The sequence below is a fragment of the Cupriavidus sp. OV096 genome (genome assembly GCF_900115455.1).
Classification (GTDB): domain Bacteria; phylum Pseudomonadota; class Gammaproteobacteria; order Burkholderiales; family Burkholderiaceae; genus Cupriavidus.
The window spans coordinates 261,162-287,393 of record NZ_FOWM01000002.1 but is presented as its reverse complement, the minus strand read 5'-3'; the positions used below and the strand labels follow the sequence as shown (position 1 = coordinate 287,393).

Annotated in this window: 25 protein-coding genes; 3 read left to right on the top strand and 22 right to left on the bottom strand. The window is 69.1% G+C overall.

Going from position 1 to position 26,232, the window contains the following annotated elements; all coding sequences use genetic code 11:
- Positions 1–190: 190 nt before the first annotated feature.
- From BM115_RS05270 to BM115_RS05260, 3 genes are read left to right on the top strand one after another with little or no spacing between them, the layout of a single operon-like run.
- Positions 191–1,375: a GTP-binding protein gene (locus BM115_RS05270; protein ID WP_092291369.1), complete on the top strand. Its 1,185-nt coding sequence runs from the start codon at positions 191–193 to the stop codon at positions 1,373–1,375.
- A complete protein-coding gene (locus tag BM115_RS05265) occupies positions 1,308–1,793 on the top strand; it encodes a hypothetical protein (RefSeq protein ID WP_255370704.1) in 486 nt (161 codons plus the stop codon). Before BM115_RS05270 ends, BM115_RS05265 begins: the two co-directional genes overlap by 68 nt.
- A 60-nt stretch (positions 1,794–1,853) precedes the next feature.
- On the top strand, positions 1,854–3,995 hold the full coding sequence (locus tag BM115_RS05260) for a TonB-dependent receptor (RefSeq protein ID WP_092292095.1): 2,142 nt from the start codon (positions 1,854–1,856) through the stop codon (positions 3,993–3,995).
- Between the two features lie 3 nt (positions 3,996–3,998).
- Here the strand turns inward: BM115_RS05260 and BM115_RS05255 are convergent, their stop codons facing one another.
- The 22 genes from BM115_RS05255 to aceK form a co-directional block, all read right to left on the bottom strand.
- Positions 3,999–4,547: a GNAT family N-acetyltransferase gene (locus BM115_RS05255; protein ID WP_092292093.1), complete on the bottom strand. Its 549-nt coding sequence runs from the start codon at positions 4,545–4,547 to the stop codon at positions 3,999–4,001.
- A 14-nt stretch (positions 4,548–4,561) separates the two neighbouring features.
- Positions 4,562–5,503 carry an MBL fold metallo-hydrolase gene (locus BM115_RS05250; protein ID WP_092291367.1) on the bottom strand — a complete coding sequence of 314 codons (942 nt, stop codon included), beginning with the start codon at positions 5,501–5,503 and terminating at the stop codon, positions 4,562–4,564.
- On the bottom strand, positions 5,500–5,760 hold the full coding sequence (locus tag BM115_RS05245; protein ID WP_092291365.1) for a DUF1289 domain-containing protein: 261 nt from the start codon (positions 5,758–5,760) through the stop codon (positions 5,500–5,502). The genes BM115_RS05250 and BM115_RS05245 overlap by 4 nt, the downstream gene beginning before the upstream one ends.
- 8 nt (positions 5,761–5,768) lie before the next feature.
- A complete protein-coding gene (locus BM115_RS05240) occupies positions 5,769–6,302 on the bottom strand; it encodes a YbaK/EbsC family protein (protein ID WP_092291363.1) in 534 nt (177 codons plus the stop codon).
- 37 nt (positions 6,303–6,339) lie between these two features.
- A complete protein-coding gene (locus tag BM115_RS05235; protein WP_092291361.1) occupies positions 6,340–7,272 on the bottom strand; it encodes a hydroxymethylglutaryl-CoA lyase in 933 nt (310 codons plus the stop codon).
- A 41-nt stretch (positions 7,273–7,313) separates the two neighbouring features.
- Complete coding sequence (locus BM115_RS05230; protein WP_092291359.1) at positions 7,314–8,255, bottom strand: 2-hydroxyacid dehydrogenase; 942 nt, start codon at positions 8,253–8,255, stop codon at positions 7,314–7,316.
- A 96-nt stretch (positions 8,256–8,351) separates the two neighbouring features.
- Positions 8,352–10,385: an acetyl/propionyl/methylcrotonyl-CoA carboxylase subunit alpha gene (locus tag BM115_RS05225; protein ID WP_092291357.1), complete on the bottom strand. Its 2,034-nt coding sequence runs from the start codon at positions 10,383–10,385 to the stop codon at positions 8,352–8,354.
- Positions 10,386–10,449: 64 nt separating this feature from the next.
- On the bottom strand, positions 10,450–11,511 hold the full coding sequence (gene bioB / locus BM115_RS05220) for a biotin synthase BioB (RefSeq protein ID WP_092291355.1): 1,062 nt from the start codon (positions 11,509–11,511) through the stop codon (positions 10,450–10,452).
- A 30-nt stretch (positions 11,512–11,541) separates the two neighbouring features.
- Positions 11,542–12,306 carry a dethiobiotin synthase gene (gene bioD, locus BM115_RS05215; RefSeq protein WP_092291353.1) on the bottom strand — a complete coding sequence of 255 codons (765 nt, stop codon included), beginning with the start codon at positions 12,304–12,306 and terminating at the stop codon, positions 11,542–11,544.
- Positions 12,303–13,517: an 8-amino-7-oxononanoate synthase gene (bioF, locus tag BM115_RS05210; RefSeq protein ID WP_092291351.1), complete on the bottom strand. Its 1,215-nt coding sequence runs from the start codon at positions 13,515–13,517 to the stop codon at positions 12,303–12,305. The genes bioD and bioF overlap by 4 nt, the downstream gene beginning before the upstream one ends.
- Positions 13,507–14,925 carry an adenosylmethionine--8-amino-7-oxononanoate transaminase gene (gene bioA, locus BM115_RS05205; RefSeq protein WP_369823458.1) on the bottom strand — a complete coding sequence of 473 codons (1,419 nt, stop codon included), beginning with the start codon at positions 14,923–14,925 and terminating at the stop codon, positions 13,507–13,509. Before bioA ends, bioF begins: the two co-directional genes overlap by 11 nt.
- A gap of 256 nt (positions 14,926–15,181) precedes the next feature.
- Entirely contained in the window at positions 15,182–15,970 is a 789-nt protein-coding gene (locus BM115_RS05200; protein WP_092291347.1) for an enoyl-CoA hydratase/isomerase family protein, read from the bottom strand.
- 31 nt (positions 15,971–16,001) lie between these two features.
- Positions 16,002–16,925, bottom strand: coding sequence for a dienelactone hydrolase family protein (locus BM115_RS05195; RefSeq protein ID WP_092291345.1), 924 nt, complete (start codon positions 16,923–16,925; stop codon positions 16,002–16,004).
- A gap of 72 nt (positions 16,926–16,997) precedes the next feature.
- Entirely contained in the window at positions 16,998–18,605 is a 1,608-nt protein-coding gene (locus tag BM115_RS05190; protein ID WP_092291343.1) for a carboxyl transferase domain-containing protein, read from the bottom strand.
- Between the two features lie 51 nt (positions 18,606–18,656).
- Positions 18,657–19,088: a YchJ family metal-binding protein gene (locus tag BM115_RS05185; protein WP_092291341.1), complete on the bottom strand. Its 432-nt coding sequence runs from the start codon at positions 19,086–19,088 to the stop codon at positions 18,657–18,659.
- Entirely contained in the window at positions 19,085–19,777 is a 693-nt protein-coding gene (locus BM115_RS05180; protein ID WP_092291339.1) for an HAD family hydrolase, read from the bottom strand. The genes BM115_RS05185 and BM115_RS05180 overlap by 4 nt, the downstream gene beginning before the upstream one ends.
- On the bottom strand, positions 19,774–20,442 hold the full coding sequence (locus tag BM115_RS05175; protein WP_092291337.1) for a 2-hydroxychromene-2-carboxylate isomerase: 669 nt from the start codon (positions 20,440–20,442) through the stop codon (positions 19,774–19,776). The genes BM115_RS05180 and BM115_RS05175 overlap by 4 nt, the downstream gene beginning before the upstream one ends.
- 114 nt (positions 20,443–20,556) lie before the next feature.
- The gene (locus BM115_RS05170) at positions 20,557–21,687 is read right to left on the bottom strand and encodes an acyl-CoA dehydrogenase family protein (protein ID WP_092291335.1); all 1,131 of its coding nucleotides are present in this window, start codon (positions 21,685–21,687) and stop codon (positions 20,557–20,559) included.
- A gap of 29 nt (positions 21,688–21,716) precedes the next feature.
- Entirely contained in the window at positions 21,717–22,397 is a 681-nt protein-coding gene (locus BM115_RS05165; RefSeq protein ID WP_092291333.1) for an SDR family oxidoreductase, read from the bottom strand.
- Between the two features lie 40 nt (positions 22,398–22,437).
- The gene (locus BM115_RS05160; RefSeq protein ID WP_092291331.1) at positions 22,438–23,634 is read right to left on the bottom strand and encodes an acetyl-CoA C-acetyltransferase; all 1,197 of its coding nucleotides are present in this window, start codon (positions 23,632–23,634) and stop codon (positions 22,438–22,440) included.
- Positions 23,635–23,671: 37 nt separating this feature from the next.
- A complete protein-coding gene (gene can / locus BM115_RS05155) occupies positions 23,672–24,343 on the bottom strand; it encodes a carbonate dehydratase (RefSeq protein WP_092291329.1) in 672 nt (223 codons plus the stop codon).
- The gene (gene aceK / locus BM115_RS05150; protein ID WP_092291327.1) at positions 24,340–26,163 is read right to left on the bottom strand and encodes a bifunctional isocitrate dehydrogenase kinase/phosphatase; all 1,824 of its coding nucleotides are present in this window, start codon (positions 26,161–26,163) and stop codon (positions 24,340–24,342) included. Before aceK ends, can begins: the two co-directional genes overlap by 4 nt.
- Between the last annotated feature and the right edge of the window lie 69 nt (positions 26,164–26,232).

The window sequence follows — 26,232 nt, the reverse complement described above, 5'->3', positions numbered from 1 at the left end:
TGGTGACACATTGATGACGCGCCGGTGCCGGGCGGTTTGTCTCACGGCGGCCACGGCACTACCATTGGCAGGACACCTACCCACGTGGCCGGGCTGTCGTCCGGCGCGGCTTTCTGCTACAGTCGCAACCTTGTTGCAATAACACCTTGCGCGCCGCTTTGGCGCGCCCATCGCCGAAATCGCCCGTTCCATGGCTCCTCGTCTGCCCGTCACCGTACTGTCCGGCTTCTCCGGCGCCGGCAAGACCACCGTGCTGCAACACCTGCTCGCGCAGGGCGGCACGCGCGTGGCCGTGGCCGCGAGCCAGGGCGACCTGCTGGCCGAGGTAGACCGGCTGGCGCAGGCCGGCCAGCACGACTACGTGGTGGTGGAAGCCCAGGCCACCGAAGAGCCGCTCGGCATTGCCGAGGGCTTCGCCTTCGAGGACGCCCACGGCGACGCCCCGGCAGGCGTGGCGCACCTGGACACCCTGGTGACGGTGGTCGATGCCGAGCGCTTCCTGCGCGACTATCACGACGCCCATTTCCTGTCCGAGCGCGGACTGGCCGCCCATGACGACGACGACCGTACCGTCGTGGACGTGCTGATCGACCAGATCGAAGTCGCCGACGTCATCGTCATCAACAAGATCGACCTGGTCGATGCCGGCCAGCTCGGCCGCCTGCACGCGGTGCTGCACGCGCTGAACCCGCGCGCGGACCTCGTCGATGCAAGCCACGGCAAGGTGCCGGCCGGGCGCGTGCTCGGGACGGGCCGTTTCGACCCGGACGCCACCCCGAATGCCGCCGGCTGGCAGGTGGCGCTGCAGGGCGAGCCGGTGCCGGCCGCCGCTGGCATGGGGGCCCTGCTGTACCGCCGGCGCCGCCCGTTCCATCCGCAGCGTTTCGCGGACCTGATTCATACCGAATGGATGCGCGAGCATGGCGACGTGCTGCGCTCCCGGGGCATCTTCTGGCTGGCCAGCCGCATGGACATTGCCGGCGACTGGCATCAGGCAGGCGGCGTGTGCCGCCCCGGTGCCGCCGGCGCCTGGTGGGCCGCGATCGACGCCGAGGAATGGCCGGCTGACGCCGCCTCGCGCGCCGGCATCGAGGCCGATATGGTCGATGACGGCCTGCCCGCCGAGTACGGCGACCGCCGCCAGGAACTCGTGCTGATCGGCGAGAACCTCGACGCTCCGGGGCTAGAAGCCCGGCTGGACACCTGCCTGCTGACCGACGCCGAACTCGCGGCGGGCCCCGAAGCATGGGCGGCCTACCCCGACCCGTTCCCCGACTGGGGCGACGCCTTCGGTGACGATCACGATCATGACCACGCGCATGACCATGACCACGATCATGGCGATGACGCGTGCGATTGCGGCCATGCGCACTGAAGCCACCTTTCTCGCCGACCGCATCGGCGGCCGGATGGCCCGCTGGCGCGCCCACGGCCCCGGCCTCTGGACCGCGCTGTGCCTCGTGCTGTGCCTGCTGCTGGCCCAGCACGCGGGCCTGATCCACCGCGTGATGCACGGCGGCCTGCCGGGCATGACGGCCCCGGTGACGGCTGAAGCCGCCACTGACAGCACCGACACCCATACCGACACCTTCGCGCTCAAGCTCGGCCTGCACTCGTGCGTGCTGTTCGATGGCGCGACGCTGGCTGACAGCCACCACGGCAGCGTCGACCTGCCGGTGCTGGTCTTCGGCAAGCCAGTCAAGCCGGCCAGCCTCGCCTGGCGTTGGCCCGACCTGCCCGCCGCCCGGCCCTTCCACTCTCGCGCCCCGCCTGCCTCGCCCGTCTTCGCCTGATCGCGCGGCTGCGGTGTGAACCGCCGCCCGCGCTTCGTCATCGAATTCGAATCGCGAGCCATGTCCTCCCCTATTCATTTCTCCTCGGCGGTGCGCCGCACCCCGCTGGCGGCCGTTGCCGCCTTTCTCGTCACCGCCGGCTTCACCGCTGGCGCCTCGGCTCAGGAAGCCGCGACTCCGGTTGCCCCTCAGGCCGCCCCGCAAACCCTCAAGGAAGTGGTGGTCACTGCCAATCCGCTCGGCAGCGACCTCAACGACATGGTCGCGCCGGTCTCCTCGCTCGGCGGGGACGCCTTGGCCGTGCGCCAGGCCAGCACACTCGGCGAGACGCTGAACAGCCTGCCCGGTGTGACCTCGACCTATTTCGGCCCGAACTCGAGCCGGCCGATCATCCGGGGGCTCGATGGCGACCGTATCAAGGTGCTCCAGAACGGCGGTTCCACGCTGGACGCCTCCACGCTCTCCTATGACCACGCGGTGCCCATCGACCCGCTGGTGGCCGAGAAGATCGAAGTGGTACGCGGCCCGGCCGCGCTGATGTACGGCGGCAGCGCCATCGGCGGCGTGGTGAATGTGATCGATAACCGCATCCCGCGCGACCCGATTACCGGCGTGAGCGGCGCGGCGGACGTGAGCGGCACCATCGGCGGCGACAAGGGCCGCAACGCCAGCGGCCTGATCGAGGCCGGCAATGGCCAGTTCGCCGTGCACGCCGACGCCTTCGTGCGCCAGACCAGCGACCTGAAGATCCCCGGCTACGCACGCAGCGGCAACCTGCGCGCCACCCAGCCGCTGCCCGAGGGCGAGAGCGAGGCCTACGGCAAGATCCCGAACACCAACGCGCACCAGGAAGGCGGCGCGATGGGCGGCGCCTACACCTGGAGCGACGGCTTCGTCGGCGCCAACTTCTCGACCTATCGCAACGACTACGGCACCCCGGCCGAAGCCGACGCGCGCATCAAGATGCGCCAGGACCGCTACGCGGTGGAGGGCGAGGCGCGCAATTTGTCGAACAACACCGGCGGCTTTATCGAGGCGGTGAAGGGCAAGTTCAGCTACACCGACTACGAACACCGCGAGATCGAGGACGGCGAGACCGGCACGATCTTCAAGAACCACGGCTGGGACGCCCGCCTGGAAGCCACGCACGGCAAGATCGGCAACATGACCGGGGTGATCGGCACGCAGTTCGGCCACACCAACTTCTCCGCGCTGGGCGAGGAGGCGTTCGTGCCGAGCACCGCCACGGACAACGCCGCCATCTTCGTGTTCGAGGAAATGCCGCTGGTGGCCTCGGGCGACCTGAAGCTGAACCTCGGCGGCCGGCTGGATCACAGCAGCGTCAAGGCCAGCGCCAACGGCAACGACCGCTTTACCGATGCGAACCGCAGCTTCAACGCGGGCAGCGCTTCGGCCGGGCTGCTGTGGAAGCTGGACCCGGTGTGGTCGGTGACCACGAACCTGTCCTACACCGAGCGCGCGCCCACGTTCTACGAGCTGTACGCCAACGGCCCCCACCTGGCCACCGGCTCTTACGAGGTAGGCGACCCCAACGCGAACAAGGAGCGCGCCACCTCGCTGGACCTGGGCGTGCGCTTCAAGCAGGGCGCGCATAGCGGCTCGCTCTCGGGCTACTACAGCCGATTCCAGAACTACCTGGCGCTGGTGAATTCGGGCAGCTTCCGCGACGCGGAAGGCAATGTGGTGGCCGCCGGCAGTGACGGCGCGCTGCCGGAGCTGCAATACCTCGGCGTGCCGGCCACGCTGTATGGCTTCGAGGCCGAAGGCAAGACGCGGCTGCTGCAGAAGATGCTGACGACCAGCGACACGCTGGACTTCGAAGCCCGCGCCGACTACGTCCACGGCGAGAACCGCAACACCGGCGAGGCCCTGCCGCGCCTGTCCCCGCTGCGGCTGGGCGGCGCGCTGGTCTACGGCGCCGGCCCGTGGGGCGCGCGCATGGACGTGAACTGGAACGCGCGCCAGAGCCGCGTGCCGAGCGGCGACACGCCCACCGACGCGTACACCACGCTGGGCGTGGCGCTGACGTACAAGCTCAAGGTATCGGGCGTGCAGACGCTGTTCTACGTGCGCGGCGACAACCTCACCAACGAGGAAGCCCGCAGCGCCACGTCGATCCTGCGCGACATCGCCCCGCTGCCGGGCCGCAGTGTCAAGATCGGCATGCGGACGTCGTTCTAAGGGTCAGCCCCCCGAGAACCACTCCGGCACCAGCGAGTACACCGCCGCCGCAACCGGCCTGCCGCGCAGGATCAGCCGGTTGCGGGCGATGCACTCAAGCGTGGCGCCGATCTTCACCGCCACGGCGCGGCTCGCCACGTTGGCCTCGGCCGCCACGATCTCGATGCGGGTCAGGCCGAGCCCGTGGAAGCCATGGCAGGCCATCATCGTTGCCGCGCCCGCCGCCAGCCCCTGCCGCTGGCGGCTCTCCCGAATCCAGTAGCCCAGGTTGCCGAGGTTGTCCTCCGGCCGGATCTGGTTGATCGCCACGCCGCCGTAAAGCTCCCGGCCATCGGGCGAGAACACGCCGATGTCGAACGCGGAGCCATCCGCCATATTGGCGTCGCAGCGCGCGAACCACTCCTGGGCGTCCAGCGTGTTGTAGTCATGCCGCGCCCACGGCATCCAGGCGCCGACGGTGGCCATCGACTCCCGCACCGCCGCCGCGAACGGCAGCACATCGGCCGCACGGAACGGCCGCAGCATGAAGTCCTTGCCCCGCAGCGGCGGCATCATGGCCCGGCGCCTCAGTCGCGGTTGTGGACGGTCTCGCCGTCCAGCGCCAGCGCGCCCACCGCCGCCAGCCCGCGCAGGGACTGGGCGAAGACCGTCTCGAACGGCGTCTCGGCCATGAAGCGCGCGTGGATGCGCTGCATCAGCGGCGTGCCGTGCATCCACGCCAGCAGCGCGGTGCGCGACATCGACTGCTGCTCCAGCAGCTTGAACTTCACCAGCACCTTTACCGCGTGGCTGGCGTTGCGCAGCGGGTCGCCGCGCAGGTGGGCCAGCCGGCCCTGCGCGCGCGCCACCGCCTCGGACACATCGCCGAACACGCGGCCATGGCCGGGGATGACGAGGCGGGCGTCGAGTTCGGCGATGCGCGCCAGCACGGCGGCCTGCTCCGCGAAGCCGCTTTCGCCGTCGAGTTCGGGAAAGATCACGCCGAAGCCGTTTTCCCAGAGCGCGTCGCCCGAGATCAGGATGCGCGGCCCGGGGGCGAACAGCATGACTGCGTGCGGGTCGTGGCCCGGCGCGGCCACCACGTGCCAGTCGAGCCCGCCCAGGCGCAGGTGGTCGCCGTCGTGCAGCAGCGCGTCGAAGGTGAAGCGCTGGCACTGCTGGCCGGTGGCCACGAAGCTCAGGGCGTCGTCATTCCATGCGGACACCGCCGCCGCCTCCGCGGCCGGGATCGACGTGCGTGGCTGCCAGCGCGCCTGCAGCGCGGCGTTGCCGCCGCAATGGTCCGAATGGAGATGAGTGTTGATGACCTGCCGCAGGGGCCGGCCATCGAGCGCCGATGCGACCAGCGCCTCGGTCTGGGCGGCGTGGGTCAGGTAGCCGGTATCGACGAGCGCCGTGTCGCCAGTCTCGTCATCGACCAGCAGCACGTTGTTGGCCGACAGCCAGCCGCGCTCGAACACGCGGACGGACGGCGGCAAAGAGGCGGAAAAGGAAAGCGGCGCGTTCATGCCCCGTCTCCGCCCAGCCACGCCACGCGCGCAGGCAGCAGCGCCCAGACGCGCCGGCGCTCGGCATCATCGGCCTGGGACCAGCCGGCGATTTCCTCGATGGTGCGCAGGCAGCCTTCGCAATAGCCGGTCACCGGGTCCATCTTGCAGACGTTGCGGCACGGGGACGCCACCGGCGACGTCCCCAACGCGGCTGCGGCGCCGCGCGTGAGGTCGGCTTGCAGGCGGCGCGCGGCGGGCGGGAGCACGGCGGACATCGCGCGGGTCAGTTAGCCACCGGCGCCACCTGCGCCGCCACGTCGGCAACTTCGGCGCCGGTCATGGCCTGGAGCTGGTGCGGCGTGAGGTTGAACACCGCGTGCGGATGGCCGGCGGCGGCCCACAGGCTCTCGTAGCGGAACAGGTCCTGGTCGAGCAGCATCACGGGCGGCACGGCGTGGCCGATGGGGCAGACGCCGCCAATCGCATAGCCGGTCTTCTCGCGCACGAACTTCGCATCGGCCTTGCCCAGCGGGCCCACGCGGGCGGCCACCTTGGCCTCGTCCACGCGGTTGCTGCCGCTGGCGATGACGAGCACCGGGGCGTCGTCCGCCACGCGCCGGAAAATGATCGACTTGGCGATCTCCGCCACGCTGCAACCGAGCCCGGCGGCGGCTTCGGCCGAGGTCTTGCCGGTGGCCGGCAGCATCACCACCGGGCGGTCATGGCCGATGCCGGCGAGCAGGTCGGCCACGCGCTGCGCGGCGTCGGGCAATTCGCCGAGTTCGTTCGGCTCGTTGGATGCGGGGGACGCGCTCATGGGTGGATTCTCCTTATCTATCTATATAGGGGGCAGCTCAGGTGCAGACCGCCGCGTCGTCCGCCGCCGCCCACTTGGTCAGCAGGGCGCGGCCCACGCGCGAGTTGTTCGGGCGGCCGATGGCCTGCGAGATGTAGTCGCCGGTGCGCACCACCGCCTCCAGGTCGATGCCGGTATGCAGCCCCATGCCGTGGAGCATGTAGAGCACGTCCTCGGTGGCCACGTTGCCGGTGGCGCCCTTGGCGTACGGGCAGCCGCCCAGCCCCGCCACGGACGCGTGGAAGATGCCGATGCCCACTTCCAGGCTGGCCAGGATGTTGGACAGCGCCTGCCCGTAGGTATCGTGGAAATGACCCGAGAGCCGGTCGATCGCAAACTCCATCGACGCCGCGCGCATCACTTCCTGCACCCGCGCGGGCGTGCCGACGCCGATGGTATCGGCGATGTCGATCTCGTCGCAGCCCAGGTCGCGCATGCGGCGCACCACGTCCACCACGTCGTGGACGGACACCTCGCCCTGGTAGGGGCAGCCCAGCGTGCAGGAGATGCTGCCGCGCAGCCGCACGCCGGCTTCCTTGGCGGCGGCCGCCACCGGCTCGAAGCGGGCGATCGACTCGGCGATCGAGCAGTTGATGTTCTTCTGCGAGAACGCCTCGCTGGCCGCGCCGAAGATCACCACCTCGTCGGCCCCGGCCGCCACGGCGCCCTCGAAGCCGCGCAAGTTCGGCGTCAGGGCCGAATACAGCGTGCCGGGACGGCGCTGGATGCGCGCCATGACCTCGGCGCCGTCCGCCATCTGCGGCACCCACTTGGGCGAGACGAACGACGCGGCCTCGATATTGACGAAGCCCGCGTCGGTGAGCTGGTTGATCAGCGTCACCTTGACGTCGGCGGGCACCATCGCTTTTTCGTTCTGGAGCCCGTCGCGCGGGCCCACTTCGACGATCTTCACGTACTGGGGCATGGTCATGGCTGTCTCCTCGGTTCCTTGTCTGGACGTGCCGGCCCGGCTCAGTAGCCGCGATGCAGGTCCACCACGCCGGCAATCGGCTTGCCTTCGGCCAGCGCGCGGATCTTGCCGGCGATCTGGGCGATGCTGTCCTCGCGCAGCGTCAGCGCCGAGATATGCGGCGTGATGGTGATGCGCGACTCCTGCCAGAACGGATGGTCGGCCGGCAGCGGCTCGGTGCGGAATACGTCCAGCGTGGCGCCGGCGATCTGCCCTTCGCGCACGGCGGCCAGCAGGTCGTCTTCCACCAGGTGCGGGCCGCGCGCCACGTTGATCACATAGGCGCCACGGGCCAGGCGGTAGAGCAGGCCGGTGTCGATGATGTCCTCGGTCTCGGTGGTCAGCGGCAGCACGTTCACCAGCACGCGCAGGCCGTCGAGGAAGGCGCGCTGGCCGTCCTCGCCATGGAACGACTCCACGCCTTCCACGGCCTTGGCCGAGCGGCTCCAGCCGCGCACCGGGAAACCGAAGCCGGCCAGCGTGCGGGCGATGTGGGCGCCCAGCGTGCCGATGCCCATCACGCCGATGGTGAAGTCGGCGCGGCGATGGGGCTTGAGGAATTTCCACGTGCCGGCGCGTTCCTGGGCGTCGTAGGCGTCGAGCTTGCGGAAGTAGCGCAGCACGGCGGCGGTGACGTATTCGGCCATCTGGGCGGCCATGCCGGCGTCATCGAGGCGCACGATGGGCACGCCGGCCGGCAGCGCGTCGGGGTCTTCGTCGCGCAGGCGCAGGATGCCGTCCACGCCGGCACCGAGGTTGAACACGGCGCGCAGGTCCTGGCGGCCACGCAGCATGGCCACGGGCGGACGCCAGACCACGGCGTAGTCGGCGGCCTCGCCCTGGCTTTCCTCCCACTTCAGGCATTGCGCCTCGGGCAGCGCCTCGGCAAAGCCTTCGATCCAGGGTTCATAGCGGCCATCCGGCACGTACAACTGCAACTTCATCTCGACTCCAGTTCTTTTCGGGGGTGTTGTGGGGGCATTTTGGCACGGCAGACCCTGCTTTGCTCCCCTCTCCCTCTGGGAGAAGGGAGCAAACCGTCAGGCAGCCGTTGGCTCCGCCACCGCGAACGCCAGCAGTTGCGCGCCTTCCGCTACCTGCTCGCCCACGCCGTAGAGCACCTCGCTGACCACGCCGTCGGCGGGGGCGCTGATGGTGTGTTCCATCTTCATGGCTTCCATCACCAGCAGCGGGGTGCCGCGCGTGACGGTGCTGCCGGGCGTCACCATCACGGCGATGACCTTGCCCGGCATCGGGGCGGTGAGCTTGCCGCCCTCGCTCTCGGCCTCGCCGGCGTGGCCCAGCGGGTCCAGCCACGCCAGTTCCGTGTGCCGGCCGGCGGTGAAGACGTGGAACATGTCGCCCTCCACGTGCACCTGGCCGTGGGTGCGGCGGGTGCCCAGGTCCACGCGGATGTCGTCGGCCTTGAACACGTAGGCGAACGGCGCCGCCTGATCGGCATAGATCAGCGTGCTGCGGCGCGGGTCGGCGCGCAGCACCACTTCCACCTTGTTGCCGCGATGCGAGAAGTACAGCGTACGGGACTCCCGGCCGTTCAGGCGCCACGGGCCGGCGTGGGTCCACGGCGAGTGCCGGTCGGCCTCGTCGATGCGGCGCGTGCGGGTCTCGCGCTCGAGCAGCGCAGCCACGGCCAGCGCGATGGCCTCCATGCCGGCCGCCTTGGGCGGCGGGAACAGCACCGCCTGGTTGCGTTCGATCAGGCCGGTGTCGAGGTCTGCCGTGCGGAACGCCTCGGATTTGACCAGCCGCTGCAGGAAGGCGACGTTGGTTTGCAGCCCCACCACGTGGTAGCCGGCCAGCGCCTGCTCCATGCGCGCCAGCGCCGCGTCGCGGTTGGGGCCCCAGACGATCAGCTTGGCGATCATCGGGTCATAGAACGGGCTGATGGTGTCGCCCTCGCGCACGCCGGCATCGATCCGCACGCCTGCCGGGCCGTGGGAGTCCCCGCCAAGCATGAACTGCACCGCCGGCGGCGTACGCAGGAAGCGCAGCGTGCCCGTGGACGGCAGGAACTGGTTGTCGGGGTTCTCGGCGTAGATGCGCGCTTCCAGCGCGTGGCCGTCGATGCGGAGCTGCTCCTGCGTCAGCGGCAGCGGCTCGCCGGCCGCCACGCGCAACTGCCACTCCACCAGATCCTGGCCGGTAATCATCTCCGTGACCGGATGCTCCACCTGGAGGCGGGTGTTCATCTCCATGAAGTAGAACGAGCCGTCCTGATTGGCGATGAACTCGACCGTGCCGGCGCCGACGTAGCCCACGGCCTTGGCCGCCGCCACCGCCGCCTCGCCCATCGCGCGGCGCCGTTCCTCGGTCATGCCGGGCGCGGGGGCCTCCTCCAGCACCTTCTGATGGCGCCGCTGCACCGAGCAGTCGCGCTCGAACAGGTAGACGCAGTTGCCGTGGGTGTCGGCAAAAACCTGGATCTCGATATGGCGCGGGCGGGTCAGGTATTTCTCGACCAGCACCTTGTCGTCGCCGAAGCTGGCCGATGCCTCGCGCTTGACCGAGGCCAGCGCGGCCTCGAAGCCCTCGCCCGCCTCCACCACGCGCATGCCCTTGCCGCCGCCGCCCGCGCTGGCCTTGATCAGCACCGGGTAGCCGATGCGGTCCGCCTCGCGGCGCAGCAGCGCCGGGTCCTGATCCTCGCCGTGGTAGCCGGGCACCAGCGGCACGGACGCGCTTTCCATCAGCTGCTTGGCCGCGCTCTTGCTGCCCATGGCGTGGATGGCCGAGGCCGGCGGGCCGATGAAGACCAGCCCTTCGGCGGCGCACGCCTGCGCGAACGCCTCGTTCTCGGACAGGAAGCCGTAGCCCGGGTGGATGGCCTGGGCGCCGGTCTCCTTCGCCATCTCGATGATGTGGTCCGCGCGCAGGTAGCTGTCGCGCGCGGCCGGGCCGCCGATATGCACGGCTTCGTCGCAGAACGCCACATGGCGCGCGTTCGCGTCCGCATCGGAGTAGACGGCCACCGTGCGAATGCCCAGCCGGCGGCACGTGGCCGCCACACGGCAGGCAATCTCGCCACGGTTGGCGATCAGGATCTTGTTGAACATGGCTCCTCCTTTGTTTCCCTTGTTATCCGGGGGGCGGCCAGTTGCTTACCTCACGGCAGGGCCGTCATCCCGCGTAGCCTTCCGCGCGGATGTCGAGCCGGGCCAGCAGCGCGCGGTCGCGCTCGGCCTGCGGGTTGCCGGTGGTCAGCAGCTTTTCGCCATAGAAAATCGAATTGGCGCCGGCCATGAAGCACAGCGCCTGCAACGCTTCGTCCATGGCCTCGCGGCCGGCGGACAGGCGCACCATCGCGCGCGGCATGGTGATGCGTGCCACGGCAATCGTGCGAACGAACTCGAACGGGTCCAGCGCTTCGGTGCCCGCCAGCGGCGTGCCCTCCACCTGCACCAGGTTGTTGATGGGGACCGACTCGGGGTACGGGTCCAGGTTGGCGAGCTGGGCGATCAGGCCGGCGCGCGCCTCGCGTGCCTCGCCCATGCCGACGATGCCGCCGCAGCAGACGTTGATGCCGGCGCCGCGCACGTGGCCGATGGTGTCCAGGCGGTCCTGGTAGGTGCGCGTGCCGATGATCTTGCCGTAGAACTCGGGCGAGGTATCGAGGTTGTGGTTGTAGTAGTCCAGGCCGGCGTCAGCCAGGCGCTGCGCCTGCTCGGCCTTGAGCATGCCCAGCGTCACGCAGGTCTCCAGGCCCATCGCCTTGACCTCGCGCACCATGTCGATCACCGGCTCCAGATGGCGGTCCTTCGGGCTGCGCCAGGCGGCGCCCATGCAGAAGCGGGTGGCGCCGTTGGCCTTGGCGTTGCGGGCGGCCTCCAGCACGGCGTCCAGTTCCATCAGCTTCTCGGCCTTCACGCCGGCGTCGTGGTGCGCGCTCTGCGGGCAGTAGCCGCAATCCTCCTCGCAGCCGCCGGTCTTGATCGACAGCAGCGTGGAAAGCTGCACCGTGTTGGCGTCGAAGTGTTCCCGATGCACCTGCTGCGCGCGGAACAGCAGGTCGTTGAACGGCAGCGCGAACAGCGCGGCGACGTCATCGACCCGCCATGCGGCGTTTTCATCACGCTCGGCGGCGGCTTGCAGGTTGCGGGCGGACTGGCGCAGGGCGTCGGCAGAAATCGTGGCGACGGTCTGGGCGGAGGTCTGTTGGGATTGTTGGGCTTGTTGGGTCATGGTCTTTTGCGGATTCTGTGTAGTCGGGGCTCAGTCAGCGGACTGGGCCACGGCGGTGTATCGGATATGCGGCGGCATGCTGGCCAGCAGCGGGGCGAGGTCGAGTTCCGTCGCCGCCACGGCGGGGGCCACCTGCCAGGGCAGCTCGCCCAGGCAGGGCGCGCCGAGCGCGTCGTGCAGCGTGGCGATGTTCTCGTGCGGCAGCAGCATGTCGGGGTCGATGCGGTTGGCGATCCAGCCGGCCAGCGTGAGCCCGCGCGCCCGCACCGCGTCGGCGGTCAGCATCGCGTGGTTCAGGCAGCCAAGCCGGACGCCCACCACCATCACTACGGGCACGTTGAGCATTTCGGCCAGGTCGGCGGTGTTCCAGCGCGCGGCGCCCACGTCGAGCGGCACCTGGAAGCCGCCCACGCCCTCCACCACCACGGCTTCGGCGCGATGGCGCAGCGACGCGAACGCGGCCTGGATCGGCTCGCGCGTGATGCGCAGCCCTTCCATGGCCGCCGCCAGGTGCGGAGAAACCGGCGTGCGCATCAGGAACGGGCACATCTCCTCCTGCGGCACGATCACCGAGCCGGCGGCGCGCAACTGCTCCACGTCGTCGTTCTGCCAGCGCTCGTCCAGCCACTCGCCGCCACTCGCCACCGGCTTCATGCCGACAGTGGTGTAGCCCGCCGCGTGCAGCGCGTGCAGCAGCGTGGCCGTGGCGTGGGTCTTGCCGACGCCCGTATCGGTGCCGGTGACGAAGCAGGCCACGCGGCCGGGCTTCTTCTGCGCCTTGTCGATATCCGTCATGCGGCCTCCCGGTGCGGGATGGCCCGCGCGATGGCATCGAGCAGCCGCTGCACGTCCTGCGCGGTGTGCGAGGCGGACAGCGTGATGCGCAGCCGCGCGGTGCCGGCCGGCACAGTCGGCGGCCGGATGGCGCCCACGCGGATGCCCTCGGCCTCCAGCGCGGCAGACAGCGCCAGCGCGGCGGCGTTGTCACCGACGATCAGCGGCTGGATCGCCGTGTCGCTTTCGCCCAGCGTCCAGCCGGCCTGCGCGGCCAGCCGGGCCAGTCCGTCGCGCAGCGTGGCAATCAGCCCGCCAAGCTGCGCGCGGCGTTGGCGCCCTTCCTCACCGGCGATGATCGCCAGGCTCGTCAGCAGCGCGTGCGCCACGGCCGGCGGCGCCGCCGTCGTATAGATATAGGGGCGCGCGGTGTTCACCAGATGCTCGATGATCGTGGCGTGCGCCGCCACGAACGCCCCGGCCACGCCGGCGGCCTTGCCCAGCGTGCCGATATAGATCAGCCGTTCCGAGCGCAGGCCGAGGTGCTCCAGCACGCCCCGCCCGTTCTCGCCCAACGCGCCGAAGCCGTGGGCATCGTCGACGATGATCCACGCATCGTGGCGTTCGGCCAGCGCCAGCAGGCCAGCCAGCGGCGCGATATCGCCATCCATGCTGAACACGCTGTCGGTAACGATCAGCTTCAGGCCGCCGGTGTGGGCGGCGAGCTGGGCGTCCAGCGCGGCGAGATCGCCATGCGGATAACGCTGCACATCGGCTCGGGCCAGCCGGGCCCCGTCGATCAGCGAGGCGTGGTTCAGCGTCTCGCAAAACAGCGTCGCGCCGGCGGTGCCGAGCGAGGTCAGCACGGCAAGGTTCGCCATGTAGCCAGTGCAGAAGTACAGCGCCTGCGCCTGCGGGATATGCGGCGCCAGCCACCGCGCCAGTTCCTGTTCGAGTTGGGCGTGCGCAATCGAATGGCCGCTGACGAGGTGGGAAGCCCCGCTGCCGGCGCCATAGCGACGCGCGCCATCGGCCAGCGCCTCGGCAATCGCCGGATGGTTGGCCAGCCCGAGGTAGTCATTGCTGCTGAAGGTCAGCAGCGGCACCGGCCTGGCGTCGATGGCGCCGACCGACTGGTGCGGCGCGCAGGCCGTGTGGGCGATGCGGCGCCGGCGCGTGAGCGCCTGGGCTTCGCGGTCGGCGGCGGCGCGGGTCAGTTGCTCAAGCAGCATGGCGCACCTCCGGCATCGGTCCCGCCACCGCGTGCAGCGTGGTGAGCAGCTGCTCGCCCAGCCATTCGGCGAGTTGCTGGTCGAACACGTACGGCGGCATCAGATAGAGGGTGTTGCCGATGGGGCGCGCCAGCACGCCCTGTTCGCGCGCGGCCAGATGGAAGCGCGACGCGAAATCGGCGCCGGCGACCTCCGGGTCCACATCGGCAGCCCAGATCATGCCGCGCTGGCGCACGTTGACGAGGCGCGGGTCGGCGGCCAGCGGCGCCATGGCGTCGGCCAGCCAGCGGGCGCGCTCGCGGTTGCGGGCGAGCACGTCTTCCGCGTCGAACAGGTCGAGCGTGGCCAGCGCGGCGCGGCAGGCCAGCGGGTTGCCCGTGTACGAGTGCGAATGGAGGAAGCTGCGCGCGATGTCGTCGGCGACGAAGGCGCGCTGGATCTCCGGCCGCGACAGCACCAGCGAGAGCGGCAGGTAGCCGCCGCTGATGCCCTTCGACAGGCACAGAAAGTCTGGCCACGCGTGGGCGGGCAAGGCTTCACCCTCCTGACGCTCGCGCGCCTGCTCCCAGGCGAAGAAGGTGCCGGTGCGGCCACAGCCCACGGCAATCTCGTCGGCAATCAGGTGCACGCGATAGCGGTCGCACAGCGCCCGGGCGCCTTCCAGATAGGACGGGTCATACATCGCCATGCCGGCGGCGCCCTGCACCAGCGGCTCGACGATCAGCGCGGCGATCTGGCCGGCGCGTTCGCGCAGCAGCGCTTCCAGGTCGGCCAGCGCGCGGGTGGCGACATCGGCGGCGCTCTCGCCGGGATTGGCCTGGCGGGCGTCCGGCGACATCACCACATGGGCGCGGCGCGTGAGCGGGGCGTAGGCGTCGCGGAAGATCTCCACATCGGTCACGGCCAGCGCGCCCACCGTCTCGCCGTGGTAGCCGTGGCGCAGGCACACGAACTCGCGCTTGGCCGGCAGGCCGGTGTTGTGCCAATAGTGGAAGCTCATCTTGAGCGCGATCTCCACCGCCGACGCGCCATCGGACGCATAGAAGGTGTTGCCGAGCGCCCCGCCGGTGAGCGCGGACAGCCGCTCGGCCAGCGCCACGGCCGGCGCGTGCGTGCAGCCGGCCAGCATCACGTGTTCGAGCGTCTGCATCTGGTCCGCCAGCGCGGCGTTGATGACCGGGTTGGCGTGGCCGAACAGGTTGACCCACCACGAACTGATGGCGTCGAAGTAGCGGCGGCCGTCGGTGTCGATCAGCCACGGGCCCTCGCCGCGTGCGATGGCCAGCGGCGGCTCGTTGGCGCCCGCGTCGGGCCGCAGGCGCGTGCACGGGTGCCACACGGCGCGCTGGCTGCGCGCGGCGAGTGATCCGTCAGCCGCTGGGGAAGAAAGGTGTTCCGGATGTTCCAAGGGAAGCCTCCTTTGTTGTCCGTCCACGCCGGCGCCACGCCGGACGAGGCCGGGGCGCGCTGGCAAGCAGGACGGAATGGGGAGGCTCATGGTAGGAAGGTCCTTGGGGACTTGGCAAACCGGGCTGCCCCGGCACGTTAGCGGCAACTTGACCGAGGTTGCGCGATGTTGGCGGATGCGGTGACGCGCGCGCCGCCCCATTCGGGCTTCCAGCCGCTAACGTCCGGCATCGTCCCGAAACAAATCGGCAGAAAAATCATTGCGGACGCCAGGCCGGCGCGCGTTTTTCGAGGAAAGACCGCACGCCCTCGCGCCCTTCCTCGGACGCGCGGATCGCCGCGATCCGGTTCGCGGTGTCGGCCAGCAGGTCGTTGTCGATGGCCCGCCCCGCCACTTCCTGCACCAGCCGCTTGCTCTCGCGCACGGCGTTGGGGCTGTTGGCGACCAGCGCGGCGGCCACCTCGGCCACCTTGGCGTCCAGTTGTGCAGCCGGCACCACGGCATGGACGAAGCCGAGCCGCAGCGCCTCGGCGGCGTCGAACCGCTCCGCCGTGATGAAGTAGCGCCGCGCGGCCTGCTCGCCCATCGCCCGGATCACATAGGGGCTGATGGTGGCCGGCAGCAGGCCGAGCTTGGCCTCGGACAGGCAGAAGTTGGCCGGTTCGGCGGCCACGGCGATGTCGCACGCGGCCACCAGGCCCACGCCACCCGCGTAGGTGTCGCCGTGGATGCGGGCGATCACCGGCTTGGGGCAGGCCCAGATGGTGTGGAGCATCTGGGCCAGCGTCAGGGCATCGGCACGGTTCTCGTCGTCCGTGTAGCCGGCCATCTTCTTCATCCAGTTCAGGTCCGCACCCGCGCAGAAGGCCGGGCCGGTGCCTGCCAGCACGATGGCGCGCACGTCGGGGGTATCGCCCAGCGCGCGGAACGCGCCGGTCACCTCGGCAATCACGGTTTCGTTGAACGCGTTGCGCACGTCCGGGCGGTTCAGCGTGACCGTGGCAACGTGGTGCGCGGCGGTCACGTTCAGCGTGGTGAAGTGCATGGTCTCTGTCTCCGGGGCATCGATGGGGGTGTCAGGAGGCGCGCTCGGTGGCGCCGGCTGGCTTGGGCGGGTCTTCCGGCGCGTCGTCGAACGGCATGCCGATATGGTGGAAGAAGGCGTCCACCTCGGGCAGCCACAGCGCGATGCCGTGGCGGCTGCTGAACAGCTTGTGGGAGTCGCCCTCGAACTCGCCCACGTCGACGAAGCGCGCGTCGGCGGCCGGGCCGCTCGCGGTCGCCTTGTAGTTGTTGTACAGCCGCTCGGGCAGCGGCCAGGGCCAGAAGCTGTCGTTGTCGCCGTAGAACCAGAGCGACGGGTAGCGCGCCGTGCGACCGTAGTCGCCGAACGCATCGATCAGGTTGTTCTCCCAGCCGGCGCACGCGGCATTGCGCAGGCCGCCGGCGAAGTTGACCACGCCGCGCACGCCCGGATAGCCGATGGCGGACAGCGCCATGGTCGAGAGCCCGCCATGCGACTGACCGATCACCACGATGCGGGTCGGGTCCACATAGGGCTGCTGCACGAGGTAGTCGAGCGCGGCGATGACATCCTCGGCCTGCGCCATGCCGTTGGCGCTGATGTTGCAGCTACCGCCCACGTAGGCGCCGCCGGACTTCGAGAAGCCCTGCCGCATCGGCAGCGCCACCACGTAGCCGCGCCGCACGAACTCCGCGCTCTGCGCGGCAAAGCGCGCGCGGCCCTGGTAGGCGGGCTTGCCGGGCGCCTTGCCGTGGTTGATCACCACCAGCGGGTAGCGGCCATCGGCGGCGGGCCGGAAAATGGTCGTCTCCAGGTCCACGTTGGCGTCCGCGCCGGCCTTGGGCACCATCACCACGCGCTCGATCGTGCGCGGCGGCAGCGCGGCCAGTGCCGACTGGGCGACGGCCGCCCCGCACAGCGTGACGCAGGCCAGCGCGACGGCAACGCCGCGAACGAGGGGGGCAAGGCGCAACATGGTCAGACCAGAAAAAATGCGGTGAGGGAAAGGTCGAAACGGGTACGGCAAAAACGTGGCTGACTGGCGGGCCTACATCCGGAACACGCCGAACTTCATGTCGCCGATGGGCGCGTTGAGGCTGGCGGACAGGCCCAGGCCGAGCACGGTGCGCGTCTGCGCCGGGTCGATGACGCCATCGTCCCAGAGCCGCGCGCTGGCGTAGTACGGATGGCCCTGATGCTCGTACTGGTCGCGGATGGGCTGCTTGAACGCCTCTTCCTCATCGGCGCTCCACTTGCCGCCGCGCCCCTCGATGCCATCGCGCCGCACCGTAGCCAGCACGCTGGCCGCCTGCTCGCCGCCCATCACCGAAATCCGCGCGTTCGGCCACATCCACAGGAAGCGCGGCGAGTAGGCCCGGCCGCACATGCCGTAGTTGCCGGCGCCGAACGAGCCGCCGATGATGACCGTGAACTTCGGCACCTGCGCCGTGGCCACGGCGGTCACCATCTTGGCGCCATTGCGGGCAATGCCTTCGTTCTCGTACTTGCGGCCGACCATGAAGCCGGTGATGTTCTGCAGGAACACCAGCGGGATCTTGCGCTGGCAGCACAGCTCGATGAAGTGCGCGCCCTTGAGCGCCGACTCCGAGAACAGGATGCCGTTGTTGGCGATGATGCCGACCGGGTAGCCCCAGATCCGCGCGAAGCCGCAGACCAGCGTGGTGCCGTAGCGTGCCTTGAATTCGTCGAATTCCGAGCCATCGACGAGGCGGGCGATGACCTCGCGCACGTCGTAGGGCTTGCGCGTGTCGGTGGGGATCACGCCGTAGAGTTCTTCGGTGGGATACAGCGGCGGCGTCGGCTCGTGCAGGCGGATCTGGTCCGGCTTGCGCCGGTTCAGGTGCTGGACGATATTGCGCGCCAGCGACAGCGCGTGGTGGTCGTTCTGGGCGAAGTAGTCGGCCACGCCGGACAGCCGGGTGTGGACGTCCGCGCCGCCCAGGTCCTCGGCGCTGACTTCCTCGCCGGTGGCCGCCTTCACCAGCGGCGGGCCGCCCAGGAAGATCGTGCCCTGGTCCTTGACGATGATCGACTCGTCGCTCATCGCCGGCACGTAGGCGCCGCCGGCCGTGCAGGAACCCATCACCACGGCGATCTGCGGGATGCCCTTGGCGGACAGGTTGGCCTGGTTGTAGAAGATGCGGCCGAAGTGGTCGCGGTCCGGGAAGACATCGTCCTGATTGGGCAGGTTGGCGCCGCCCGAATCGACCAGATAGATGCACGGCAGGTTGTTCTCTTCGGCGATTTCCTGCGCGCGCACGTGCTTCTTGACCGTGATCGGGTAGTAGGTGCCGCCCTTGACCGTGGCGTCGTTGCAGACGATCACGCACTCCTGCCCGGCCACCCGGCCGATGCCGGTGATGATGCCGGCGCCGGGCGCGGCGTCGTCGTACATCTCGTACGCGGCCAGTTGCGACAGCTCCAGGAACGGGGTGCCCGGATCGAGCAGTTGCTGCACGCGGTCGCGCGGCAGCAGCTTGCCGCGACCCAGGTGCTTGGCGCGGGCGGCTTCGCCGCCGCCTTCGGCCAGTTTGGCGATGCGGGCCTTGAGGTCCGCCACCAGCGCCTGCATGGCCTCGGCGTTGGCCTTGAAGGCTTCCGAGCGTGCGTTCAGTTTGGTTTCCAGCGTGGGCATGTCTCGTCCTGTTCTTTGTCTCGTTCCCGCTTACCGCTTCCCTGCCAATCCCTACCCCTGATCCTGCCCGAGCATCTCGCCATCGACATAGAGCCAGCGCGGCGTCTCCCCGGCCTCGCGCGGCTCGAACACAAAGCGGCTGCGCTCATGCAGCCGCCACGCGCGGCCACCCACCTTGTAACGGGCGACGAATTCGACGATGGCGTGGGTGTCGTCCTGCTGGGCGTGGGCCTTGACCGTCAGCCCGAGCCAGCGCGTCTCGCGCTCCGGGGCCAGGTCGTTCGGGCAGGTGGTGGCGTGCCAGGTCTGGCGCAGCCAGTCCACCAGCCCCTTGACGTAGGCGCTGTAGCGCGAGCGCATCAGCGCCTCGGCGTTCGGCGGCAGCGCCTCGCCGCGATGAAAGCGCCCGCAGCACGCGGCGTAGTCGGCATGGCCGCACGGGCAAGGCTCGGGACCGGCGCGCTGAGGGCGGCTTGGACTCATCCGATCAGCTCCGGCAGTTGGCGCATGTCAGTGAAGATGGCGCGTGCGCCGGCTTCGCGCAGCTCGCGGGCGTCGTTCAGCGCGGCGTAGCCGAGCACGGTCATGCCCGCCGCCACGCCGGCCGTCACGCCGGTGGGGCTGTCTTCCACCACCACGCAGCGCGACGGATCGACACTCATCGTGCGCGCGGCCAGCAGGTAGACGTCCGGCGCCGGCTTGCTGCGCTCGACCTCGGTGGAGGAGAAGATGTGCTCGCGCGTGTCCTGCTGGAACAGCTCGACCAGCCCGGTGCGCGTCAGTTGCAGCTTCACCTTGATGCGGTCCGCGCCGGAAGCCACGCACACGGGCAGGCCGCGCGCGGTGATGGCCTCGATGGCCTCGCGCACGTGCGGCACGGCCACCACCTCGGCCTCCAGCACCTGGTTGCGGCGCGCGAGCCACGTCGACAGCCAGTTCTCGGGCAGCGGCTTGCCCAACCGGCGTTCGATGTTCCCCAGCTCGTCGCGCACGGCGCGGCCGAGGAACCAGCGCTTCGACTCCTCCAGCGAGATGGCGATGCCCAGCTCGTTGAGCATCTCGTTGAGCACGCGGTGGACGATGGGCTCGCTGTCGACGAGCACGCCGTCACAGTCGAAGATCACGCAATCGAAGGCGGAGGGCTGCACGGGGGCCTGGGTTGCTGCGGTCATGCGGGTTTCTTTTCCTTGGTGATGTCATTGCCGCCGACGGCGCGCAGCGGGGTCTGTGCCGTCTGCCGCCGGCTCTTGAGGTAGGACTCCACCTGCTCGAAGCGGTCGAAGCCCCAGAACGGCTCCCCGTCGATGATCACGAACGGCGAGCCGAACACGCCCTTGGCCATCGCCACCTCGATCTCGGCCTTGAGCTGGTCCTTGATCTGGTAGCTGGTGGCGCCCTCGTTCATGGCGATGGGGTCGACGCCCAGCGGCTCGGCCAGCTTGGCCAGCTCCGCCGGCTCGGCGATATTGAGGTCATCGACGAACAGCGCCCGGTACACGGCCTTGGCGAACGCCGTGGCCACATCGGCGCCATGGTGGTTCTGCAGCCACAGCACCGCGCGCGCGGCGTGCTGGGTGGGCAGCGGGAAGTGGGTCGGGCGCTTGTAGTCGATGTGGTGGAATTCGGCGGTGCGCTCGAAGTCGCGCCAGCAGTATTCGCCCTTGAGCGGGATGCTCGGCAGCGGCGACGAGCCCGTCGTCTTGAACACCACGCCCAGCAGGATCGGATGCCACGCCACGTATCGGCCGTACTTCTGCGCGATCTCGTCGATGCGGGTGCTGGCGAAGTAGCCGTAGGGCGAGGAAAAATCGAAGTAGAAGTCGATCGGTGCGGTCATGGCGAAGGGGGCTCCAGGTCAGATTCGCTTGCGTTGGGGTCAGGAACTAGGAACTGCGACGGCGATTGCCAATAGTACAAGTACGATTGCCGATAGTACGCTTCCCGCCCGCGCTCAGCCGAGCGCGCGGGCGATGAGGATCTTCTGGATGTCGCTCGTGCCTTCGTAGATCTGGCACACGCGCACGTCCCGGTAGATGCGCTCGACCGGGAAATCGGTCACATAGCCGTAGCCGCCGAAGACCTGGATGGCGTCCGAGCAGACCGCCTCGGCCATCTCGCTGGCGAACAGCTTGGCCATCGCGGCTTCCTTCAGGCACGGGCGGCCGGCATCCTTGAGCGTCGCCGCGTGCCAGACCATCTGGCGCGCCACGTCGATGCGGGTGGCCATGTCGGCCAGCCGGAACTGCACGGCCTGATGCTGGAACAGCGGCTGGCCGAAGCTTTCCCGCTCCTTCGCGTAAGCCAGCGCGGCGTCGAACGCGGCGCGGGCCATGCCGATGCTCTGCGAGGCAATGCCGATGCGCCCGCCTTCGAGCCCGGACAGCGCCATCTTGTAGCCGGCGCCCTCCTCGCCCAGCAGGTTCTCAGCCGGGATGCGGCAGTCCTCGAACACGATCTGGGCGGTATCGGACGAATGCTGGCCGAGCTTGTCCTCGATGCGCGCCACCACGTAGCCGGGCGTGGACGTGGGCACCAGGAAGGCGCTGATGCCGCGCTTGCCAGCAGCCTTGTCGGTCACGGCCATGACGATGGCCACGTCGGCGTGCTTGCCGCTGGTGATGAACTGCTTCACGCCGTTGAGCACGTAGTGGTCGCCGTCACGCCGGGCGGTGGTGCGCAGCGCGGCGGCGTCCGAGCCGACGTGCGGCTCGGTCAGGCAGAAGGCGCCCAGCATCTCGCCGCGCGCCAGCGGGGCCAGCCATTGCTGCTTCTGCGCGTCGTTGGCGAAGGCCATCAGCATGCTGCACACCGGGCAGTTGTTCACGCTGATGACGGTGGAGGTGCCACCATCCCCGGCGGCAATCTCCTCGAGGATCAGCGCCAGCGACAGATAGTCGAGCCCCGCCCCGCCCAGTTCCTCCGGCACGGCCACGCCGTAGCAGCCGAGCGCGGCCAGCTCCTTGTGCACGGCCTTCGGAAAGGTCTTGTCGCGGTCCCACTGCGCCGCCTGCGGGGCGATGACGTCCTGCGCGAACTGCCGCACGGCATCGCGGATCATTTCCTGTTCGGGAGTCAGCAGCATGGTGTCCGGTGTCCTTTGTCTCCCTCCCCTTACCAGGGGAGCGGGGTGCCGTCGTAGTTGTGGAAGCTGCCGTTGTCGCGCTGGGTCAGGCCGGCCAGCGTGCGGCGCAGGCCGGTCACGCTCTGCTGCGGCGTGAGGTCGGCCTTGGGGCCGCCCATGTCGGTCTGCACCCAGCCGGGATGCAGCGCCACGCAGATCGCATGGCGCGCGTCCAGCGAGACCGCCTTCAGGGCGGCGTTGGCGCCGGCCTTGCTGACGCGGTAGAGCCAGCTGCGGTTGCTGTCCATCGCGCCGATGCTGCCCATGCGCGACGACAGCACGGCCAGCACGCCGCCACGCCCGTGGTTGCCAGTCTCGACGAACGGCAGGATCAGCGGCAGGGCCATCATCGGACCGAGCACGTTGGTGTGCATCACGCCGTCGAAGTCCTCGCGCGTGACCGGTTGCGCGCCTTCGCTGCGCGGGCCGATCACGCCGGCGTTGTAGATCGCCACGTCGAACGACTCGCCATCCAGCTTCCAGCCCAGCCCGGCCAGCGCGCCGGCGTCGGTCAGGTCCAGCTGGTGGGCCTCGGCGCCGAGCGCCTTGAGCGCTGCCACGCCCTCGTCGCTGCGGGCGGCGGCGATGACGCGCCAGCCGTCGGCACGGTACTGGCGGACAAACTCGAGACCGAGACCGCGCGAGGCGCCAAGGACGAGGGCTGTGGGCATGGGAGGACTCCTGTCGTGTGGGTAGGCGAGGTTGGAAGGATCAGACGATTTCGATGCCGACCGCCGTGGCCTCGCCGCCGCCGATGCAGAGGCTGGCCACGCCGCGCTTGCCGCCGGTCTTGCGCAGCGCGCCGATCAGCGTGGTCATGATGCGCGCGCCCGAGGCGCCGATCGGATGGCCCAGCGCGCAGGCGCCGCCGTGGATGTTGACCTTGTCGCGCGGAATCTTGAGGTCGTGCATGGCCGCCATCGGCACCACGGCGAAGGCCTCGTTGATCTCGAACAGGTCCACGCTGTCGGTGGTCCAGTCCAGCTTGCGGTAGAGCTTGGCGATGGCTTCCACGGGCGCCGTGGTGAACCAGCCCGGCGCCTGCGCGTGCGAGGTATGGCCGAGCATGCGCGCCAGCGGCTGCAGGCCGAGCGACTTCGCGGTCGATTCGCGCATCATCACCAGCGCGGCGGCGCCGTCGTTGATCGACGATGACGAGGCCGCCGTGATCGTGCCGTCCTTGGCGAAGGCCGGCTTCAGCGACGGGATCTTGTCCACCTTGATGCGGCGCGGGCCTTCATCGGTGTCGATCACCGTGTCGCCGCCCTTGCCCGACACCGTGACCGGCGTGATTTCCCAGCGGAAGGCGCCGCTCTCGGTGGCCTGCTGGGCGCGGCGCACGGACTCCATCGCGAATTCGTCCTGCTGGGCGCGGGTGAACGCGTACTTGGCGGCGCAGTCCTCGCCGAAGGTGCCCATCGCGCGGCCCCCGCCTTTTTCGTCACGAGAGTAGGCATCTTCCAGGCCATCGAGCATCATGTGGTCATAGATCATGCCGTGACCGATGCGGTAGCCGCCGCGCCCTTTCGGAATCAGGTACGGCGCGTTGGTCATGCTTTCCATGCCGCCCGCGATGGCGATCTCGAACGAACCGGCCAGCAGGCCGTCGAAGACCGTCATCGCCGCGCGCATGCCCGATCCGCACATCTTGTTGACCGTGGTACAGGCCACGTCCAGCGGCAGCCCGGCGCCGAGCGCCGCCTGGCGCGCGGGCGCCTGCCCCTGCCCGGCCGGCAGCACGCAGCCGAACACCACTTCCTGCACCTGCTCCGGCTTCAGGCCGGCGCGCTCCACGGCGGCGCGGATGGCCGCGGCGCCGAGCTGCGGCGCCGTCAGGCTGCTCAACTCGCTCTGGAACGCGCCCATGGGCGTGCGGGCGGCGGATACGATGACGATCGGGTCTTGCATGGTTGTCTCCTGAATACCGGTTCGTACTGTCTTGAAATCAGCGGATCGAAGCCTGCGGGGGGTCGCCGTACTGGCGATAGGCCGCGGCCAGTTGTTCGTGCAATTCCTCATTGCTGCTGGCGGCCATGCCGAGGTCGCGCAGCAGGCCATCGGACACGCCGTAGACCCAGCCATGCACCGTCACGGCCTGGCCACGGTCCCAGGCGTCCTGGAGCACCGTGGTCTGGCAGACGTTGTTGACCTGTTCGATCACGTTCAGCTCGCACAGCCGCGTGTGGGCATCGTCCTCGCGCAGCACCGTGCCGAGGTAGGCGGCGTGCTTGTCGGCCACATCCTGCACGTGGCGCAGCCAGTTGTCGGCCAGGCCGACGCGCTCGCGCTTGAGCGCTACCTTGACGCCACCGCAGCCGTAGTGGCCCACCACGGTGATGTGACGCACCTTGAGCACCTCCACGGCGAACTGGAGCACGGACAGCGCGTTCAGGTCGCTGTGCGAGATCACATTGGCGATATTGCGATGGACGAACACCTCGCCCGGCGCCAGTCCGAGGATCTGGTTGGCCGGCACGCGCGAATCGGAACAGCCGATCCACAGGTACTCGGGGGCCTGCTGGTTGGCCAGTCGCGTGAAGAAGGTGGGGTCTTCCGCGTTGACGCGGTCCACCCAGTCGCGGTTGTTCTTGAACAGTTGCGCGATGGCATCAGTCATGCCGCCCTCCTTGGAAGATCTGTGGGGTGGTCGTCGGCGCCGGGGCCGTAGCGGTGGATAAAGCGGTCTTTACTCTGATAGGCAAAAAAGTCATGGACGTGTCCGGCCATCAGCCGGTCCTTATGGTGCTGCCACATGGCAGCATCGAAGAAATCCTCGTGGTGCCGCAGGAAGGCGGCGCGCACGCGTGGGTCGCCGAGCAGGAACGTGCGGAACGTTTCCGGAAAGATGTCGTGCGGACGTACGGTGTACCACACCTCGCCCGACATTTCCTCCTCCTCGTTGCGCGGCTCGGGCACGCGGCGGATGTTGCAATCGGTCAGGTATTCGATCTCGTCATAGTCGTAGAACACCACGCGCCCGTGGCGCGTGACGCCAAAGTTCTTGTAGAGCATGTCGCCCGGGAAGATATTGGCGGCGATCAGTTCCTTGACCGCGTTGCCGTACTCGACGATGCCGTGCTCGACCTGCTCGTCGGTGCCCTCCTGGAGCCACAGGTTGAGCGGCGTCATGCGGCGCTCGATATAGACGTGGCGCACCACGATCTCCTGCCCGCCGTCGCGGCCTCGCTGGTACTCGATCATCGACGGCGCGTGGGCTTCCAGCTCGCGCACCAGCGATTCGTCGAAGCGCGACAGCGGGAAGGCCACGTCGGAGTACTCGAGCGTATCGGCCATGCGCCCGACCCGGTCGTGCTGCTTCACGAGCTGGTACTTCGACTCCACCAGCGCGCGCGTGGTTTCCTTGGGCGGCGCGAAGGCATCGCGGATGACCTTGAACACGTACGGGAACGACGGCAGCGTGAACACCAGCATCACCAGGCCCCGGATGCCGGGCGCGACCACGAACTTGTCCGACGAATGCTGGAGATGGTGGAGGAAGTCGCGGTAGAACAGGTTCTTGCCCTGCTTCTGCAACCCCAGCGCGGTGTAGATCTCCCCGCGCGGCTTGCGCGGCAGGATGTCGCGCAGGAAGGTCACGTAGGCCGACGGAATCTCCATGTCGACCATGAAATAAGCGTGCGAGAACGAGAACAGGATCAGCAGCTGTTCCGGGCGCAGCAGCACGGTGTCCAGCACGAGCTGGCCGGTCGGGCCGTGGATGATCGGGATCGCCAGCGGGTAGGTCTGGTCGCCGTTCAGCACCCGGCCGACGATGACGGCGGCCTTGTTGCGGAAGAACAGCGACGATAGCGCATGAATCTGGAAGTTCGGCGCAATCCGCGCCTCGCCCAGGTGCTCGGCGAAGGCGCGCACCACGTAGCCGATGTCCCGCGCCAGATCCTCGAACGGCCGCTCCAGCTGGTAGTTGTGCACCATCCGCTCGAAACAGGCGGCCATGCCCTCGCGGCTGCCCGGGTAGTAGGCGCGATAGGTGGGCCGCATCGGCGATTCCTCGTTCTCGATGTACTCGGTCGAGATCGCTGGCCGCACGAAGATGAAATCGTTATTGAAGTACGAGCGGTGCAGGATGCGGGTGCAGACCGAGTTGAAGAAGGTCTCGGCCAGTTCTGGCTGGTGGTGCCTGGTCAGCAGGCCGATGTAGTGCAGCTTGATCTGCTGCCAGATGCCGTCCTCGATCCGCGCGGCGTCGTACTCGTCCTCGAGGATCACCGTGGTCTCGCGCACGCGCTCGTTATAGAACGCGATGCGATCGCGCTGGAGTTGCTGCAGCCCGTGCCAATCCCCTGCCTCGAAACGCAGCTTGGCCGCGTGGCTGACCTCGCGGAACAGCCGGTAGTGCTTGTCGAAGCCGTCCAGCATGGTCCGCGCCACATCGTAGGCAATCTGCGACGAGAGCAGCTTGGGGAAGTGCGACATGTTCGAGGCGGCGGCTGCGGTAAGGGGTCAGGGAATTGTAAAGGGGTTCGCTAGCGTCGGATGGGTTGA